Origin of the sequence: Halorarius halobius (assembly GCF_024298865.1) — an archaeon.
Lineage (GTDB): Archaea > Halobacteriota > Halobacteria > Halobacteriales > Haloarculaceae > Halorarius > Halorarius halobius.
The window spans coordinates 951,235-966,678 of the sequence record NZ_CP101161.1 but is presented as its reverse complement, the minus strand read 5'-3'; the positions used below and the strand labels follow the sequence as shown (position 1 = coordinate 966,678).

The 15,444-nt window shown below is 70.1% G+C and carries 16 protein-coding genes, 1 tRNA gene and 1 pseudogene; 11 read left to right on the top strand and 7 right to left on the bottom strand.

Annotated elements, in window-relative coordinates:
• Positions 1–45 precede the first annotated feature (45 nt).
• Genes NL112_RS05205 through NL112_RS05195 form a run of 3 tightly spaced genes read left to right on the top strand, consistent with a single transcriptional unit; the run spans position 46 to position 2,156 of the window.
• Positions 46–189, top strand: a complete 144-nt coding sequence (locus NL112_RS05205) for a rubrerythrin-like domain-containing protein (RefSeq protein WP_255151570.1) — start codon at positions 46–48, stop codon at positions 187–189.
• 3 nt (positions 190–192) lie between these two features.
• Positions 193–1,476 carry a glutamate dehydrogenase GdhB gene (gdhB, locus tag NL112_RS05200; protein WP_255151569.1) on the top strand — a complete coding sequence of 428 codons (1,284 nt, stop codon included), beginning with the start codon at positions 193–195 and terminating at the stop codon, positions 1,474–1,476.
• A 50-nt stretch (positions 1,477–1,526) separates the two neighbouring features.
• Positions 1,527–2,156: a rubrerythrin family protein gene (locus NL112_RS05195; RefSeq protein WP_255151568.1), complete on the top strand. Its 630-nt coding sequence runs from the start codon at positions 1,527–1,529 to the stop codon at positions 2,154–2,156.
• Between the two features lie 27 nt (positions 2,157–2,183).
• Here NL112_RS05195 and NL112_RS05190 read toward each other — a convergent pair whose 3' ends face one another.
• Positions 2,184–2,945 carry a S26 family signal peptidase gene (locus NL112_RS05190; RefSeq protein ID WP_255151567.1) on the bottom strand — a complete coding sequence of 254 codons (762 nt, stop codon included), beginning with the start codon at positions 2,943–2,945 and terminating at the stop codon, positions 2,184–2,186.
• A gap of 96 nt (positions 2,946–3,041) precedes the next feature.
• Here NL112_RS05190 and NL112_RS05185 point away from each other — a divergent pair, with 96 nt between their 5' ends.
• The 3 genes from NL112_RS05185 to NL112_RS05175 all read left to right on the top strand — a co-directional run bounded on the left by NL112_RS05185 (position 3,042) and on the right by NL112_RS05175 (position 5,593).
• The gene (locus tag NL112_RS05185; protein ID WP_255151566.1) at positions 3,042–4,586 is read left to right on the top strand and encodes a DNA-directed DNA polymerase II small subunit; all 1,545 of its coding nucleotides are present in this window, start codon (positions 3,042–3,044) and stop codon (positions 4,584–4,586) included.
• A gap of 204 nt (positions 4,587–4,790) precedes the next feature.
• A complete protein-coding gene (locus NL112_RS05180) occupies positions 4,791–5,258 on the top strand; it encodes a DUF7344 domain-containing protein (protein ID WP_255151565.1) in 468 nt (155 codons plus the stop codon).
• Complete coding sequence (locus NL112_RS05175; protein WP_255151564.1) at positions 5,255–5,593, top strand: HalOD1 output domain-containing protein; 339 nt, start codon at positions 5,255–5,257, stop codon at positions 5,591–5,593. The genes NL112_RS05180 and NL112_RS05175 overlap by 4 nt, the downstream gene beginning before the upstream one ends.
• Positions 5,594–5,647: 54 nt before the next feature.
• Here the strand turns inward: NL112_RS05175 and NL112_RS05170 are convergent, their stop codons facing one another.
• A complete protein-coding gene (locus tag NL112_RS05170) occupies positions 5,648–6,028 on the bottom strand; it encodes a hypothetical protein (protein WP_255151563.1) in 381 nt (126 codons plus the stop codon).
• An 81-nt stretch (positions 6,029–6,109) separates the two neighbouring features.
• On the opposite strand from NL112_RS05170, the gene NL112_RS05165 reads away from it, so the two are divergent.
• Both NL112_RS05165 and NL112_RS05160 read left to right on the top strand, forming a co-directional pair.
• Positions 6,110–7,324, top strand: a complete 1,215-nt coding sequence (locus NL112_RS05165) for an ATPase domain-containing protein (protein WP_255151562.1) — start codon at positions 6,110–6,112, stop codon at positions 7,322–7,324.
• Between the two features lie 99 nt (positions 7,325–7,423).
• The gene (locus NL112_RS05160; RefSeq protein WP_255151561.1) at positions 7,424–8,611 is read left to right on the top strand and encodes an aspartate kinase; all 1,188 of its coding nucleotides are present in this window, start codon (positions 7,424–7,426) and stop codon (positions 8,609–8,611) included.
• Here NL112_RS05160 and NL112_RS05155 read toward each other — a convergent pair.
• The 3 genes and pseudogenes from NL112_RS05155 to NL112_RS22875 form a co-directional block, all read right to left on the bottom strand.
• A complete protein-coding gene (locus tag NL112_RS05155; RefSeq protein ID WP_255151560.1) occupies positions 8,608–9,267 on the bottom strand; it encodes a metallophosphoesterase family protein in 660 nt (219 codons plus the stop codon). The genes NL112_RS05160 and NL112_RS05155 overlap by 4 nt on opposite strands.
• Positions 9,268–9,318: 51 nt before the next feature.
• Positions 9,319–9,891, bottom strand: a complete 573-nt coding sequence (locus NL112_RS05150) for an IMP cyclohydrolase (RefSeq protein WP_255151559.1) — start codon at positions 9,889–9,891, stop codon at positions 9,319–9,321.
• Between the two features lie 60 nt (positions 9,892–9,951).
• Positions 9,952–11,171, bottom strand: a pseudogene (locus tag NL112_RS22875) (MFS transporter).
• 185 nt (positions 11,172–11,356) lie between these two features.
• Here NL112_RS22875 and NL112_RS05135 point away from each other — a divergent pair.
• Positions 11,357–11,429, top strand: a tRNA-Gln gene (locus NL112_RS05135).
• A gap of 293 nt (positions 11,430–11,722) precedes the next feature.
• Here the strand turns inward: NL112_RS05135 and NL112_RS05130 are convergent.
• Positions 11,723–11,887 (bottom strand): hypothetical protein, encoded by a 165-nt coding sequence (locus NL112_RS05130; RefSeq protein WP_255151556.1) that lies wholly within the window; start codon positions 11,885–11,887, stop codon positions 11,723–11,725.
• 211 nt (positions 11,888–12,098) lie between these two features.
• On the opposite strand from NL112_RS05130, the gene NL112_RS05125 reads away from it, so the two are divergent.
• Positions 12,099–13,370, top strand: coding sequence for a hypothetical protein (locus NL112_RS05125; RefSeq protein ID WP_255151555.1), 1,272 nt, complete (start codon positions 12,099–12,101; stop codon positions 13,368–13,370).
• Positions 13,371–13,438: 68 nt separating this feature from the next.
• Positions 13,439–14,389, top strand: coding sequence for an alpha/beta fold hydrolase (locus NL112_RS05120; protein WP_255151554.1), 951 nt, complete (start codon positions 13,439–13,441; stop codon positions 14,387–14,389).
• 9 nt (positions 14,390–14,398) lie between these two features.
• Here NL112_RS05120 and NL112_RS05115 read toward each other — a convergent pair whose 3' ends face one another.
• Complete coding sequence (locus tag NL112_RS05115; protein WP_255151553.1) at positions 14,399–15,292, bottom strand: MBL fold metallo-hydrolase; 894 nt, start codon at positions 15,290–15,292, stop codon at positions 14,399–14,401.
• Positions 15,293–15,444: the final 152 nt, after the last annotated feature.

The following is a 15,444-nucleotide window of genomic DNA, read 5'->3' as shown; positions in this document are numbered from 1 at the left end:
TGTTGAACAAACACGGTAATTCTTGCACGAACCTTACGTCGGGCGATGCGAGACGTCGAACCCGACGGCGACGACGAGACGGCCTACGAGTGCTTCGACTGCGGGGCCATCGCCCGTGAGGAGGCGCCGCCCGGCGAGTGTCCGGTCTGCGGCGGGTCGATGCGGAACCGACAGACGCCGATGGAGTGACCCATGTCCTCGGAGACTGCTCACGCGGCCGCGCGGCCGGAGGAGCCGACCGAGTCGGCGCTGGCGACGGCCCGCCGCCAGCTCGCCCGCGCGGCGGGTGAACTCGACATCGACCCGAACGTCGTCGAGCGACTGCGCCACCCCGCGAAGGTCCACGAGGTGACCGTCCCCATCGAACGCGACGACGGCACCGTCGAGGTGTTCTCGGGCTACCGCGCCCAGCACGACAGCGTTCGCGGCCCGTACAAGGGCGGTCTGCGGTTCCACCCCGGCGTCACCCGCGACGAGAGCGTCGGCCTCGCCATGTGGATGACCTGGAAATGCGCGGTGATGGACCTCCCGTTCGGCGGGGCGAAGGGCGGCGTCGTGGTCGACCCGAAGTCGCTGAGCGACGCCGAGATGGAGCGACTCACCCGCCGGTTCACCGAGGAGGTGCGGGCCGCCATCGGGCCGAACCAGGACATCCCGGCGCCCGACATGGGTACCGACGCCCAGACGATGGCGTGGATAATGGACGCCTACAGCATGCAGGAGGGCGAGACCATCCCGGGCGTCGTCACGGGCAAGCCGCCGGTCGTCGGCGGGAGCTACGGCCGGGAGACGGCACCGGGCCGAAGCGTCGCCATCGTCACCCGCGAGGCCTGCGACTACTACGACCGCTCGCTCGCGGAGACGACCGTCGGAGTCCAGGGGTTCGGGAGCGTCGGCGCGAGCGCCGCCCGCCTGCTCGACGAGTGGGGCGCGACCGTCGTCGCCGTCAGCGACGTGAACGGTGCGGTGTACGACCCCGGCGGGCTGGACCCCGCGGCGATTCCCGCCCACGACGAGGAGCCCGAAGCCGTCACGGGTGTCGACGGCGAGGCGCTGTCGAACGAGGAACTGCTGGAACTGGACGTCGACGTGCTCGTGCCCGCGGCGGTGGGCAACGTCATCACCGAGGAGAACGCGAACGACGTGCGCGCGGACATCGTGGTCGAGGGAGCAAACGGCCCCACGACGTTCGGCGCCGACGCGGTGCTGGAGGAGCGTGGCGTCCCCGTCATCCCCGACATCCTCGCCAACGCGGGCGGCGTGACGGTGAGCTACTTCGAGTGGCTCCAGGACATCAACCGGCGGTCGTGGTCGCTCGACCGGGTGAACGAGGAACTCGACGCCGAGATGCGGACCGCCTGGAACGCGGTTCGCGAGGAAGTCGACGCCCGGGGCGTGACGTGGCGCGACGCCGCCTACGTCGTCGCGCTCTCGCGGCTCGCGGAGGCACACGAGGCCCGCGGGCTCTGGCCGTAACGGCTGTCGCTGTCGCAGGCTACAAGCCGCCGCTCGCCGTAGCCGGAGCCATGACTCCCGAGGAGTTCCTCGACGCCGTCCGCGCCGACGCCAAGACCGAACTGTCGCGGCTCGGCTCGTCGAAATCACTGTACGCCGACACGATGGGCGAGATGGAGACCGACGCGGTGCTGGCGGCGGCCGCCGACGCCGAACACGCCGCCGCCGAGACGTTCGCCGCGTGGGCCGCCGACGCCGACGACGAGGCGGCCGCCGAGGCGTTCGCCGCCACCGCCGAGGAGGAGCGCGAGCACTACGAGCGGGTCGCCGCCGAACTCGACGCCCACGAGCCGAGCGAGGCGGTGCCGGCCATCCAGGAGATGCTCCGAGGGTTCGACGACACGCTCGACCGGCTGGGCGGGCTCGTCGGCCGCACGCTCGCGGCCGAGAAGTCCAAGGAGCAGTTGACCGGCTACTTCGTCGGCGAGGCCGACCCGCAGACCTCGCAGTTGTTCCGTGACCTCGGGGCGGACCTCGACGACCAACTGGAGCGGGCGACCGACCTGCTCGCTGAGCGCTGTGCGGACGAGGCCGACTGGGAGCGGGCCCGCGAGGCCGCCACCGCCGCCATCGGGAGCGCCTACGACGAGTACACCGAGCGGCTGGAGTCGATGGGCGTCAACCCGAAGCCCGTCTGTTGAGCCGCTCGCGTCGCGTGGTCGCGGCGGCTATCCGGCGACTGCGGTCGCGTTCGCCGGTCGGGCGCTCGCCTCGAACGCCGGCGCGGGGTCGACGGTCGCGGGCGGCGCGCCGGGCGCCGCCGTCGCCGTCAGCGGGCACGGCCCACTGGAGGCACAGAGCTTCACGTAGCCGACCAGCGGGATGCCCACCTCGGCGGTGCCGACGACCCAGCCCGGACGGACCGGCGGCGAGAGCCCGTTCACCTGGTCGTAGCGCCGGTTCGTGTTCTCGTTGTCGCCCTTCGTGATGAAGCCGGCGTGGGGCGCGGGACAGTAGCGCAACTCGTTGCAGTTGTCGGCGCTCCCCACGTAGCTCCGGTTCGCCCGGTCGTACCAGTTCTCGCCGTCGTCCACCCAGAACCGCGCCCGGTGGATGATGGGCGTCCCCGAGCGGTTGTCCGGCCGGTAGATGATGACGTCGCCGGGGGCGCTGAACTTCGTGTACCCCTCACGTTCCCCGGTCTGGTAGGTCACCACGCCCGTCTCGGCGGTGGCGAACTCGGGGGAGAGCCGGTGCTCCTCCATCACGAACACGAGGTCGCCCGTGTTCATGTTCGGGTGCATGCTCGACGACTCGACGGCGACCATCGGCGGCCAAACCCCGCTGATGGCGAAAAGCAACAGGCCGACGGCAAGCACCGCGCCGGCGCTGGTCACCACCTCCCGGACCCAGACGACGGCGCCCTCGTCGGTCGTCCGGAACCACTCCACCCACTCGCGGAGGGTGCGTGGTCCCGTGTCGTCGCTCATTAGCCGCCAATTCGGTGCGAGCGGTTTCAACCTTCCCGTTTCGACGCCCGCCCCGACTTCCGCTACGCTTTTCTCCGGCCGTCGCAACCTCCGTGTGTGCCACAGGAGACGCCGGCACGCATCGCTCAGACGCTCGCCAGCCACGGCTACAACGCCGAGCGCGAGGCCATCACCCTCCTTTCGGGTGCCGCGAACCCCGAGGCCGCGCTCGTCGCCGCCGTCGACGCCGCCCCGCCGGACGCGCTCGTGCTCACCGCCGACCACGTCCGCGCGGCACTCGAGGACGGCCCCGCGGCCGAGCGCACCGGCGGCGAGGCGACGCCCGCGGCAGACCCCTCCGTTTCGGGTGGAGACGACCCACCCGAATCGGACGCCGGCGCCGGCGCGTCTCCAGTCGAAACGAAGGGGTCGTTCGAGCGCGACCCCGACCGCTCGAAGCGGTCGCTGTCCGTCGCCGGCGACATCACCGGCGAGTCGACCGGAACCGGCGAGTACGACGAGTTCGTGACGGTGTTCCGCGACCGCTACGAGAAGCTCTCCAAGCAACTGCGGGGCCGGGTGAACCACCGCCCGACGGACTCGCTGGAGGCGATGCCCGGCGGCGGCGAGGCCGGCCTCGTCGGGATGGTCAACGACGTCCGCTCGACGGCCAACGGCCACTGGCTCGTCGAACTGGAGGACACGAAGGGCACGTTCCCGTGTCTCGTGATGAAGGACAAACCCATCGCGGACCTCGTCGACCAACTGCTCCTTGACGAGGTGGTCGCCATCGACGGCACCCTCAGCGACGACGGCGGCATCGTCTTCGTCGACTCGATGCATTTCCCCGACATCCCGCGGACGTACTCGCCCAGCACCGCCGACCGCCACGTCCAGGCGGCGCTCATCTCGGACGTTCACGTCGGCTCCGAGGAGTTCATGGCCGACGCCTGGCACCGCTTTACGGACTGGCTCCACACCGAGGACGCCCAGCACGTCGAGTACCTGCTCATCGCGGGCGACATGGTCGAGGGCGTCGGCGTCTACCCCGACCAGGACGACGAACTCGACGTCGTCGACATCTACGACCAGTACCGGGCGTTCTCGGAGCATCTGAAGGAGGTGCCCGGCGACATGGAGATACTGATGATTCCGGGCAACCACGACGCCGTCCGCCTCGCCGAGCCCCAGCCGGGGTTCGACGAGGAACTCCGCGACATCATGAGCGCCCACGACGCCCGCATCACGGGCAACCCCTCGATGGTCACCGTGGAGGGGGTCGACATCCTGATGTACCACGGCGTCTCGCTCGACGAGGTCATCGCCGAACTACCGGAGGACCAGGCCAGCTACGACGAACCCCACAAGGCGATGTTCCAGCTCCTGAAGAAGCGCCACGTCGCCCCGCAGTACGGCGGCCACACGCGGCTCGCCCCCGAGGAGAAGGACTACCTCGTGATGGAGGAGGTGCCCGACGTGTTCCACACGGGCCACGTCCACAAACTCGGCTGGGGGCAGTACCGGAAGGTCATCGCCGTCAACTCGGGCTGTTGGCAGGCCCAGACCGACTTCCAGAAATCCGTCAACATCGACCCCGACGCCGGCTTCGCGCCGATTCTCGATTTGGACACGCTGGAGATGACCGTCCACAAGTTCAGCTGAAAAAGACACGGCGGCCTCACTGCGTTCGGCCACGGTGAACCGCCCGCTTCGCTCGCGGTGCTTGCCGTGGTTGCCTGTCTCGTTGAGCGTGTGAACGCTTCAGGTTCTGGTGACTACGGTGGGAGGTTGTCGGGTGGCCACGAGTAGATGCCATCTGAACTCCTACGACGGAATACTTTTGATATTCGTGTGTAAGATGGTCCCATGAGCCACGACGGCGAGGACACACCGCCTGACGACTCCGATGTGGGGGACCGGTCCCGACCGGGAGAGTTCGCCCCGCCCGACATCGACCCGGCCGTGCTGGAACTCGACCACGTGTTCTCGGTGCTGGGGCATCCGCGCCGCCGCTACCTCATGTATGCGCTCGCGGAGAACCCCGAGTGGACGCTCGAGGACCTGGCGACGAAGCTCACCGCGTGGGAGCAGGACCTCGACGAGACACGCGTCTCCGAGTACCGCCGCGACCAGACGTACGTCTCGCTGTATCACACCCACGTTCCGAAGCTCGTCGACGAGGGCGTCGTCGAGTTCGACAGCGAGACCGAAACGATACGCCGCGGCCCAAACGACAAGCAGGTGTTCGCCGTCCTGGCGGGTGCCGGCCACGGGCTCGACCACGCCCAGGAACAGCACGCGAGCCGTAGCTACGACAGCACCGACGAGACATGAGCGAAAGCGAAGACAACAACAGGGGAACCGCAAGTGAGGACGCCGACTGGGGGGTCATCGAACAGCGAGCGTACGACCCGGAGAGCGACCAGGACCTCACCACAGTCGTCATCGAGGCGGTCGCCGCCGCCGAGGACGAACCGGTAGCGAGCATCAAAGAGCCGCTCCTGTACGAGGTGGTCGATATCGCCGCGGTCAACGACGCGCTGTTCGGCACGAAACTGACCGACACGAAGGGCGTGACCGGCGGCAGTCTCGACTTCGAGTACCGCGGGTTCCGCATCACCGTCCGCGGCGACGGCTGGGTCCAGGTCGCCGAACCAACCGAGGAGTAGCTGGGCTGTATCTATCACAGCGTCCCGAGGGAGCAGGCGCTCTTTTCCGCGCGTTTAGGCGTCCAGCCGGTACCGCACCGTCCGCGTTCCCTCGAACCGCGGCCCCTCGCCGTGTTCGGTGAACCCCGCTTCGTGGGCGACTGCCCGCAGGTCGTCGTCCTCGGCGACGAGCAACTCGACGGCCATCCCCTCGCGTTCGGCGAATCGGACCGGCTCCTCGAGCAGGCGCTCGCAGGCGTCGTGGGTGCCCTCCAGTTGCGTGACGTGGACCGTCTCGCGCTGGGCGTCGAAGGAGACGAACCCCCGCGTCTCCTCGCCGGCCTCCGCGATGCGCACGGTCCGGTCGTGGACGAGGTTGCGCATCACGTCCGCGGGCGACCCGGTCAACTCGGCCATCCGCTCGGCGTCGGCCTCCACCGCGTCACGAACGTCCATGGTTCGCGGTAACGGGGTGCGTCCACTTGAACGCTCCGCGCGACCGAAAACCGTTCCCGACTGGCGCTCAGAGGTGTGTCTATGAGTGACGAAGGCGACGGCAACGAGGGGGGTGTCGACGGCGCGCGGCGACTGCCCGGCGCGGAGGCCGTCGCCGCGGCGAGCGAGCGGGACGGCGAGGGGGTGGCGTGTGCGTTCTGTCGGCTCCCAGTCCCGGAGACGCCCGTCGAGGCGACGCTCGACGGCCAGCAACGGGCGTTCTGTTCGCAGGCGTGTGCCGACGCCTACGAGCGGGCCGACGCCGCGTTCGACGAGTACCACGGCAACCGCCGGGTCGAACCCGGCGTGTCGGCGCTGGACGCCTCGCTCCCCGAGGGGTACCCCCGCAACGCGTTCGTACTCGTGCCCGGCGAGGCGGGCACCCGCGACCGCGCCGTCGGCGCGGAACTCGTCTGGCGGACGCTCCAGCGGGGCGAACCCGTGGTGTTCGTCTCCTTCCAGGAGCCGCCGGGCGCGGTCGTCCAGCAGTTCCTCACGCTGGAGTGGAACGTCCTCCCGTATCTCGAGTCCGGCCTGTTCCACATCATCGACTGCTTCACCTACCGGCTCGACGACCGCGACCGGATGTTCGACCGGATGGACGACTGGAACGGCCACCTGTACGATGTCGCCGAAGACGCCACCACGACGGTCCGCGACCCGACCGACGTGGGCGAGGTCCACAACAAACTCGACAACGCTCTGGAGGACCGCGACATGGTCGACCAGGGGCTGGTCATCGTCGACTCGCTCACCGAACTGGGGACGCTCGTCCAGCCGGTGCGGGCGTACAACTTCGTGAAGGACATCCGCGCGGATATCTGCAAGGGGCGGTTCGTCCCCATCTTCGCGGGCGCGACCATCTCGGCAGGCAGTGCCGACCAGTTCCCCCACGACCTCCAGTACACCATCGACGGTCTCATCGAACTCCGCCTCAACGACGAAATCGTCCCGAACACGCTCGTCAAGCAGGTGCGCATCCGGAAACTGAACGGCGCGCTCGTGGTCCCGGAGTGGCACGCCTACGAGTACGCCCCCGGCACGGGGATGGTCACGTTCGACCCCGAGGCGGAACTCCGCGAGAAACGGGAGGAGGACGGGGAGCCGTCGGCCGAGGCGAACGCGGCCGACGCCGACGACCCCGAGACCGCCCGCGCCGACGACGGCGGTCCCAGCGCCGAGGACGACGGCGCCGACCCAGTCAGGAAAGAGGGGGCCGCGGCCGACGACCCGACCGCCGGGCCCTCCGACGGTTGAGGTCGGCAAGGCTTCCGGTTATGGACAGGATTATCCCCCCCGGTAGGCTACGGTGGGTATGAGCCATCGTCACACGAACCGACGCGCCTGGGTGAGTCCATGCGCGTCGTAGCGAAGTTCGGCGGTACCTCGCTCGGCAACGGCGAGCGCGTGAACCGCGCGGCCGACTCGGTCGCGGCGGCGGTCGACGCCGGCCACGAGGTCGCCGTCGTCGCCAGCGCGATGGGGTCGACCACCGACTTCCTGCTCGACGCCATCACCTTCGACGCCGACGACGCCGACGAGGCAGAAATCGTCTCGATGGGCGAGCGAACGTCCGTCCGGATGCTGAAGGCCGCGCTCTCGGCCCGCGGCGTGAACGCGCGCTTTCTCGAACCCGGAACCGACGAGTGGCCGGTCATCACCGACGAGCACGGCGAAGTCGACATCGAGGAGACGACCCGCCGCGGGAAGGCGCTGGCCGAGTCGATGGCCGCGGAGGGGTTCGTCCCCGTCATCACGGGGTTTCTCGCACAGGACCACGCGGGCAACGTCACCACGCTCGGGCGCGGCGGCTCCGACACCACCGCCGTCATGCTCGGCAAGGTGATGGACGCCGACGAGGTGGTCATCGTCACCGACGTCGAGGGCGTGATGACCGGTGACCCCCGCGTCGTCGAGGGCGCACGCAACGTCGGCGAGATAACGGTCGACGAACTGCGGAACCTCTCGTTTCGCGGCGCGGAGGTGGTCGCGCCGTCGGCGCTCGCGTACAAGACCGACGACATGGACGTCCGGGTCGTCCACTACCAGCACGGCGACCTGCTGACGGGCGGGACGAACATCGAGGGACAGTTCCAGAACCTCATCGACCTCCGCGAGGGGAAACTCGCCTGCCTGACGGTCGCGGGGCGGGCCATCCGCAACCGACCGGGCATCCTCTCGGAACTCTCCAACCCCCTGCGTGACGCAGACATCAACATCGACGCCGTCGCCAGCGGGATGGACTCGGTGACGTTCTACGTCGACGCCGACATCGCCGAGGAGGCCGAGACCATCCTCCACGACGCCGTCGTCGCCGAGGAGGCGCTCTCGTCTATCACCGTCGACGACGACATCGCCGTCGTCCGGGTGACGGGCGGCGAACTCCCGAACCAACCGGGCGTCGTCAACCGCATCCTCTCGCCGCTGGCGGAGGCCCACATCAACATCCAGGACGTCGTCACCTCCGCCACCTCCGTCGCCGTGTTCGTCGACTGGGACGACCGCGAGGAGGCGCTGGAGATAATCCAGGACATCGACCTCTAGCGGCCCTTCCTGAGTCGCGTCCCGATTTCGCTCGGCAAGCCGGCGGCTTCGACGGCATCGACCACCTGCTCGATGCCGTAGGGGACCCGCCGCTCCTCGACCGTCATCGCGTCCAGGTCCAGCAGGGCGTACGCCGCCTTCGGGTCGCCGTCGCGGGGCTGACCGACGCTCCCGGGGTTCATCACGATGCCCTCGTCGTACACCTCGTGAGCCTGGACGTGGGTGTGGCCCATCACGAGCACGTCCTCCTCGCCGAGCATGTCGGGCGAGAACATCGCGGGGTAGGTGTAGCGGTCGGGGTCCTCGGGATGGCCGTGGACGAGTTTCACGCGGCCGTCGAGTTCGGTCCGCTCGTCCGGGAGCGATTCGAGCCACGCGACCTGCGCGTCGCGCAACTCCCCCTTGGCGTACTCGACGCCCGCGCCGGCCATCGAGTTGAACCCGAACGTCGTGTCCGTCACCACCGCGCGGTCGTGGTTGCCCATCACGGTCGGCACGCTCCGCTCGCGCATCGCCTCGACGGCCTCGCGGGGCCACGGGTTGTAGCCGACCACGTCGCCCGCACAGACCAGCGCGTCCACGTCGGGCATGTCCGCGAGGACCGCGTCGAGCGCGGGCTTGTTCGCGTGGATGTCGGAGATGACGCCGACGAGCATGGCCCCGGCTACGCGCGCACCGGGTTTAGGTTGCGGGGCCGGCCGGGCCGACTACTCGTTGACGAACGCCGTCTCGAACCCCCCGTCCGTCGACTCGACTGCGGCGGCACACACCGGATGCTCGAACTCGAGGTCGTACGCCGCCCGGGCGGCCTCGCTCGCGGTGGTCGCGTCGAATCCGAACGGCTCGGGCGCGTTCGTCTCGTAGGTGGCCACCAGCGTCGGCTCCGCGACCTCTCGAACGAGGAGGGCGTCCTTCCGGACGACGCCGACGTACGCCGACTCCGCCGAGACGGTGCCCGCGATACGGGGCGTGTCGTAGTCGTCCTTCTCGTAGTCGAGCGCGTGCAGTGCCGTCACCAGCGCGTCGCGGGCGGGATACCCCCGCTCCAGTTTCTCCGCGATGGGGTCGACGTGCGACCCGTTGCCGATTGCGGCGGTGTCTCCGGTCGTCCGCAGACAGTTGTACGACACGTAGGGGTTGTCCGTCTCGGGAGCGTCCTCGGTGGGCCCGACCGTCAGCGTGCCGTCGCGGTCGTACACGCGGCGGTTCGGGAACGACCGCGATGAGACGCGATAGGCGGCGAGTCCGGGACCGACGACCAGCAGGCGTCCGACGTACATACGTGGTCGTGCATACTTCTCGGTCTTGTAGGTGGCGATGTGGGCACGTTCGGCGACTGGTCAGTCGCCCGGCGGCGCGTCCGGCTCCGTCCAGACGGTCCCGGTGCGGGCGTAGATGCCCGCGAGTAGCACGCCGCCGGCGACGAGCGGCACCACCGCACACGCCGCGTAGATGGGGGTGAAGCCGACGGCGTCGATCAGCGGGAGCGTCACCACCGGGCCGAGGCCGCCGCCGAGGTCACCGAGCACGTTGTTCGTCCCCATCGCCCGGCCCATCCGCTCGCCGGGCGTCAGGTCCGCCAGCAGTGCCATCAGCGGGCCGCTCGTGCCGCCCTGGCCGGCGCCGATGAACGCACAGGCGACGACGAGCACCGGAAGCGAGTCGGCCAGCGCCAGCGCGGCGAACCCCGCGAACGAGACACAGAGGAACGCGAACAGCACCGGGAGCCGTCGACCGTACAGGTCGCTCGCCTTCCCGCCCGCGAGCATGAACCCCGCGGCCGCCGCGACGGTCAGCGCCATCAGCAGGCCGGACATCCCCTGTGGACCGTAGCCGAGGACGCCGATGTCCGTCTCCTCGAGGAACAGCACCAGCGTCGAGAACAGCGCGCCGAGATAGCGAAGTAGAGCCCGAAGTTGACGAACCCGACGGACAGCGTCGACAGCGACGTGTCGAGTTCCCACGGCCGGACCGTCGACCGAGTCTCGGAGACGTGCGTCTCGGGGACGGTGGCGTACGCCACGACGCTGGCCAGCAGTGCGAACCCGGCGGCGACGCTGAACGCCACCGAGACGCTGTAGAGGTCGCTCACGACGCCACCGATGACCAGCCCCACGGGGAACCCGAGCGTGATGCCGCCGCGGATGACGCCCATGCTCGTTCCCCGGGAGTTGCCGTCGCTGACGTCGGCGGCGATGGTGTAGGCGGTCGCGAACACGACGGCGCTCCCGAGACCCCACACCACCCGCGCGGCGAGGAACCACGCCGACGGCCACGCCGCCTCCAGCGCGACCACGTAGCCCAGCGTCGCCAGCGCCTCCACGAACAGCCCCACGACGAGCGGTTTGCGGGTGCCGACGCGGTCGACGAGCGACCCCGCCGGCGCGTTCGCCACGATGCGCGTGAACCGGTTCGCGCTCAGGATGACGCCCACGACGAACGGCGAGATGCCCAGCACCGCCCCGAGGTTCGGAAGGACGGGGAACACCACGCCCCCGCCGAAGCCGACGAAGAAGGTGCTGACGACGACGGCGAGAACGACGGAGCGGGTTCGGGTCATGCGAGAGGTGGGCCGCCGACCGGCCCGAGAAGTTCGGTCGACGGTTGACGACACGCCGTGTTAGGTCTGCCGTGTTCGGTCGCCACCCCGCCCCGACACGGGCCCGGAAGGACGGGACGCGAGGCCGGTCGGGAGCCGAAACTTCGCAACACTCATTAACGCTGACCGTGGAACTACGACTGCGCAGTCCCATGGGGTAGCGGCCAATCCTGAAGCCTTCTGGGGGCTTCGACCCAGGTTCGAATCCTGGTGGGACTACTCAAACTTCTCACCGAACCCATCCGCCAGACAGCGGCGCTACGGCGGCGTGGTAGTGACCGTATAACGACGTTCCGTTCCCCCGGTATCGACACGCGACGGAGGGTATCAGCGTGTCGAAGCACCACTATCCGGACGAAACGAGCGGATGCTACTACCGTCGCCCCCGCGACTGCTGTTGGCTCTGCTACGGACGGATACTGCTGGGCCTGCGAACCAGTTGATAGCTCGACAGGAGGTCACGGGAAATCGTTCCCGACCGGACACGGTGAGCGCGTTGCGAGCCCTGCCGGTCAGCCGTCGAGTTCGCCGTCGGCGAAACAGTCCGTGCACAGGTCGCCGTACGCCCCGACGGTGTCGGCCTGCTCCCTGACCGCCCGGGCGCCCTCGGCGGCCGAACGGCCAGCCTCTCGGTGCCAGCGGTCCTGATACGACAGCAGGAAACTCACCGCGACCACCCGCCCGACCGTCTGTGGGTCGAAGATATGGATATGTCTCCACCAAAAACTGGTTCTGGCGTCCGTATGTTCGTGTTCTGTTGATCTTATCGGCCAATCACAAACTGAGATGTGTTAAAGGTTCGCACGGGGCGGCGAGCGGGTGCGCCGGTACTCGGCCCCGACTGCCGCGGGGGAAGGACGTATTCGGCTGTCTGCCGTACGATACTATGTGACAGGGTCGAACCGGACGGCTGCGGTGGCGGCCCGCCTGCGGCGCCTCGACGCCGGGACCATCGCCGCGCTGGTCGCGGACCTCTGGGCCGCTCGCGGCTACGAGACGACGCGGGACGGTGCTCGGGTCGTCGCAGCCACCGACGGGTCCGCCGTCGTCGTTCGGGTGGGCCGCGGCGCCGACGAGCGGCCGCCCGACGTGGTCGTGTCGCTCGGCGGCCGCGACCCGGCGCCCCCCGGCGGCCGCGTCGTCGACGCGACGGACCTCGCCGAAATGTTGCTGTACGCCGTCGACGGACCGACGACCGGAGCGCTCTGCACGCGGTATCTCGGTGGGCCACCGGAGGCGCTCGCTCCCTCGCGGGGCGTGCGGGACCGCCTCGCCGGCTTCGGAGCGTGGCGGCTGGCGCGGCCGGTCGTCGGACGCAGGGGCGCCCGCATCGCGGTCCTGATCGTCGCCGTCGCCGCGCTCGTCGGGGTTCTCTCGTGGGGCGGCGCTCCGCCCGCGGCGCCGACTGGGGAGACGGGCGCCCTGTCGGGGGGCGTCGACACGCCGGCGGCGGTACCGAGCGCGACGACCACCCCGGCGACGCGCGCGGCGGCGGTTCCGGGGCTGGCGGCCGACGGCGTGGCGAACCTGACGGCGCTCGCGGCCGCTCACGAGCGGGGGCTGGCTGCCGGGTCGTTCACGGCGTGGGTCGACCGGTACTACACCCGGACGGACGGCACGCGCGTCCAGCGCGACGTCGACGTCGCGGTCACGGCCGACCGCTCGCTCACCGTCGTCACCGTCGAGGACGACGGCGGCCAGACGACGGTGCTGGCGGTCTACGACGACGGCGAGGCTCGCTACGCCGCCGAGCCGGCCGCCGACCGGTACCGTCGACTCGACCCCGGGGAGTCGGTCGAGTTCGGCGTCCCGGGACCGACGACACTGCGCCGCGAGGTCGTCGCCCGGTATCTCTCGACGCCGACGACGCGGGTTTCCGGGGCGGTGACGCGCGATGATGAGACGGCGTATCGCGTCGTCGGAACGGGCCCGCCGTCGGTCCCCGCGCTCGACGGCGTTCGGAACTACTCGGTCGTCGCGCTCGTCGACGAGCGGGGCGTCGTCCGGGAACTCACCGCGAGATACGTCCCCGCGGGCGACGACGCCACCCCGGTTCGGTTCGAGGTGACGTTCGACCGCCTCGACGCCACCCGGGTCGAACCCCCGTTCTGGTACCTGCGGCGGTTCGCGGACGATGCCACCCCGACGACCGGCGAGTGAACCCGGCGCACCGGCCGGTCGCCCTAGCACCGGAAACCGTTACCTCGCCAGCGGTCGTATCTGCACGGATGATACAGCCTGTCGGTAGCGTCCGACGTCTCGCCTTCGGGGGGCCGCCCCCGTTCCTCGACGACCCGTCCGACGACCTGCTTGCGGTCGCCCGCGACCTGTACGAGACCCCGCTGACGATTGGCCTACCGGACGGCCGCCGACTGGGGTACGCCGAGGTGGGCGACCCCGACGGCGACCCGGTGGTCGCGTTCCACGGCGTGCCGAGCGGGCGCCTCGGCGCCGCCGTGCTCGCGGCGACGGCCCGCGAACGAGGGGTTCGCCTCGTCGCCCCCGAACGTCCGGGCGTGGGCGCGTCCGACCCCGACCCGGACCGGACGCTGATCGACTGGCCGACCGACGTGACGGCGCTGTTCGACGCGCTGGGCGTCGACGCGGCGCCCGTCGTCGGCATCTCAGGGGGCGGGCCGTACGCGCTGGCGGCGGGTGCCGTCGCGCCCGACCGGTTCCCGCGCGTTGCCGTCTGCTGTGGCGTCGGCCCGATGGCGGCCGTCGGCCGTACGGACCGGCTCCTGTTCGGCGGCGCACGGTACGCTCCCCGGCTGGTCGGCGCGTTCCTGCGGGGCGAGGCGCTGTCAGCGCGGTACGCGCCCGAGCGGACCATCGAGCGGCGCGTCGCCGCCGCCGCGCCCGCGGACGAGTCGCTGTGGCGGGGGCCGGTCGGCGAACTGCTGGTGGCGTCGGTCCCCGCGGCCGTCGAACCCCACGGGCCGGCGGCGTTCGTCCGTGACCTCCAGTTGTACGCGGGCGACTGGGGTGTCGACCTCGGCGGCATCGACGTTCCGGTCGGCCTCTGGTACGGGCGGGCCGACCGCATCGTCCCGGCGGCGATGGGGCGGTATCTGCTCGACGCCGTGCCGACCGCCGACGGCCACTTCTACGCGGACCAGGGCCACGTCGGCGCGGTCGTCGAGAACGAGGCGGCCGTCCTCGACTGGCTGGCGCGGTAGCCGCCGCGGTCACTCGATGCCGTGGTGTTTGAGGAAGCCGTCGGTGATGAGGCTCGCGTAGAACGACTCCACGCGCTCGCTGTACGGCGGTGCGGCGTCGACGAGTTCCGCGGCGACGGCGCGTTTCGTCTCGGCACGCGACTCAGACGCGTCGTGGAGTTCGAGAATCCGGTCGTCGAACCGGTGGAGTTCGCGCTCGGCCCGCTCGAACGCCGCGGCCGGCTCCCCCGGCCACTCGCCGAAATGCGGGAACACGATTCGTTCGGGGTCGAGGGCGCGGAGTCGGTCGATTGCGTCGGCTATCATCTCGACGTCGAAGTTCGGGAGCGTCGCCGGCGGGAGCCACCGGTCGGCGCGTGCGAGATAGATGCCGAGACACTCGGCGGCGAACAGAAGCTCCCGCTCGGGGTTCCAGACCGCGAAGTGGTCGGGCGAGTGACCCGGCGCGTAGAGCAGTTCGAGGCTGTTCGCCCCGATGTCGACCGTCGTCCCGTCGTCGCCTACCCCGACGACGTTCGCCTCGGGGACCGCTCCCTGCTCGCCCATCGACGCGAAGTGGTCGCCCATCGCCCGTCTACTGCTCTCGATGAGGCCCTCCGGGTCGACCAGGTGGGGGGCCGTCGACTCGTGGATGTAGACGTCGAGGTTCGGTGCCGCGTCGACGAGTGCGCTCGCGGCACCGCTGTGGTCGACGTGGATATGCGACAACACGAGATGCTCCAGCGCCGCCGGTTCGACGCCGCAGTCGGCCAACCCGTCCATGATGGTCTCGGCGCTCGCGGCGGTGCCCGCGTCCACGAGCGTCGGCTCCTCGTCGTCGAACAGGTAGACGGACGCGACGCCCGCGTCGAACATGCCGATGTCGATGCCGTAGACCCCGTCGGTGACCTGGAACGTCGACATGCCTCCCCGTTCGGGGTGGCGGGTGATAGCTCTTGGTCGCCACGCAGGGGGTGGTGGCTCACTCGGGCGGGACGTACTCGATGGGCTCGTCCCGGTCGTCGTCGGCCATCGGCCGTACGTTCCGGCGGGGTGCAGTTGACCGTTCCTGCGGG

Coding starts and splice junctions, on each gene's coding strand:
- NL112_RS05115 (WP_255151553.1), bottom strand. CDS start 15,292: ATGTCGACGTTCCAGGTCACCGACGGGGTCTACGGCATCGACATCGGC.
- NL112_RS05120 (WP_255151554.1), top strand. CDS start 13,439: ATGATACAGCCTGTCGGTAGCGTCCGACGTCTCGCCTTCGGGGGGCCG.
- NL112_RS05150 (WP_255151559.1), bottom strand. CDS start 9,891: ATGTACGTCGGACGCCTGCTGGTCGTCGGTCCCGGACTCGCCGCCTAT.
- NL112_RS05195 (WP_255151568.1), top strand. CDS start 1,527: ATGACTCCCGAGGAGTTCCTCGACGCCGTCCGCGCCGACGCCAAGACC.
- NL112_RS05170 (WP_255151563.1), bottom strand. CDS start 6,028: ATGGACGTTCGTGACGCGGTGGAGGCCGACGCCGAGCGGATGGCCGAG.
- NL112_RS05190 (WP_255151567.1), bottom strand. CDS start 2,945: ATGAGCGACGACACGGGACCACGCACCCTCCGCGAGTGGGTGGAGTGG.
- NL112_RS05155 (WP_255151560.1), bottom strand. CDS start 9,267: ATGCTCGTCGGCGTCATCTCCGACATCCACGCGAACAAGCCCGCGCTC.
- NL112_RS05180 (WP_255151565.1), top strand. CDS start 4,791: ATGAGCCACGACGGCGAGGACACACCGCCTGACGACTCCGATGTGGGG.
- NL112_RS05160 (WP_255151561.1), top strand. CDS start 7,424: ATGCGCGTCGTAGCGAAGTTCGGCGGTACCTCGCTCGGCAACGGCGAG.
- NL112_RS05205 (WP_255151570.1), top strand. CDS start 46: ATGCGAGACGTCGAACCCGACGGCGACGACGAGACGGCCTACGAGTGC.
- NL112_RS05165 (WP_255151562.1), top strand. CDS start 6,110: ATGAGTGACGAAGGCGACGGCAACGAGGGGGGTGTCGACGGCGCGCGG.
- gdhB (WP_255151569.1), top strand. CDS start 193: ATGTCCTCGGAGACTGCTCACGCGGCCGCGCGGCCGGAGGAGCCGACC.
- NL112_RS05175 (WP_255151564.1), top strand. CDS start 5,255: ATGAGCGAAAGCGAAGACAACAACAGGGGAACCGCAAGTGAGGACGCC.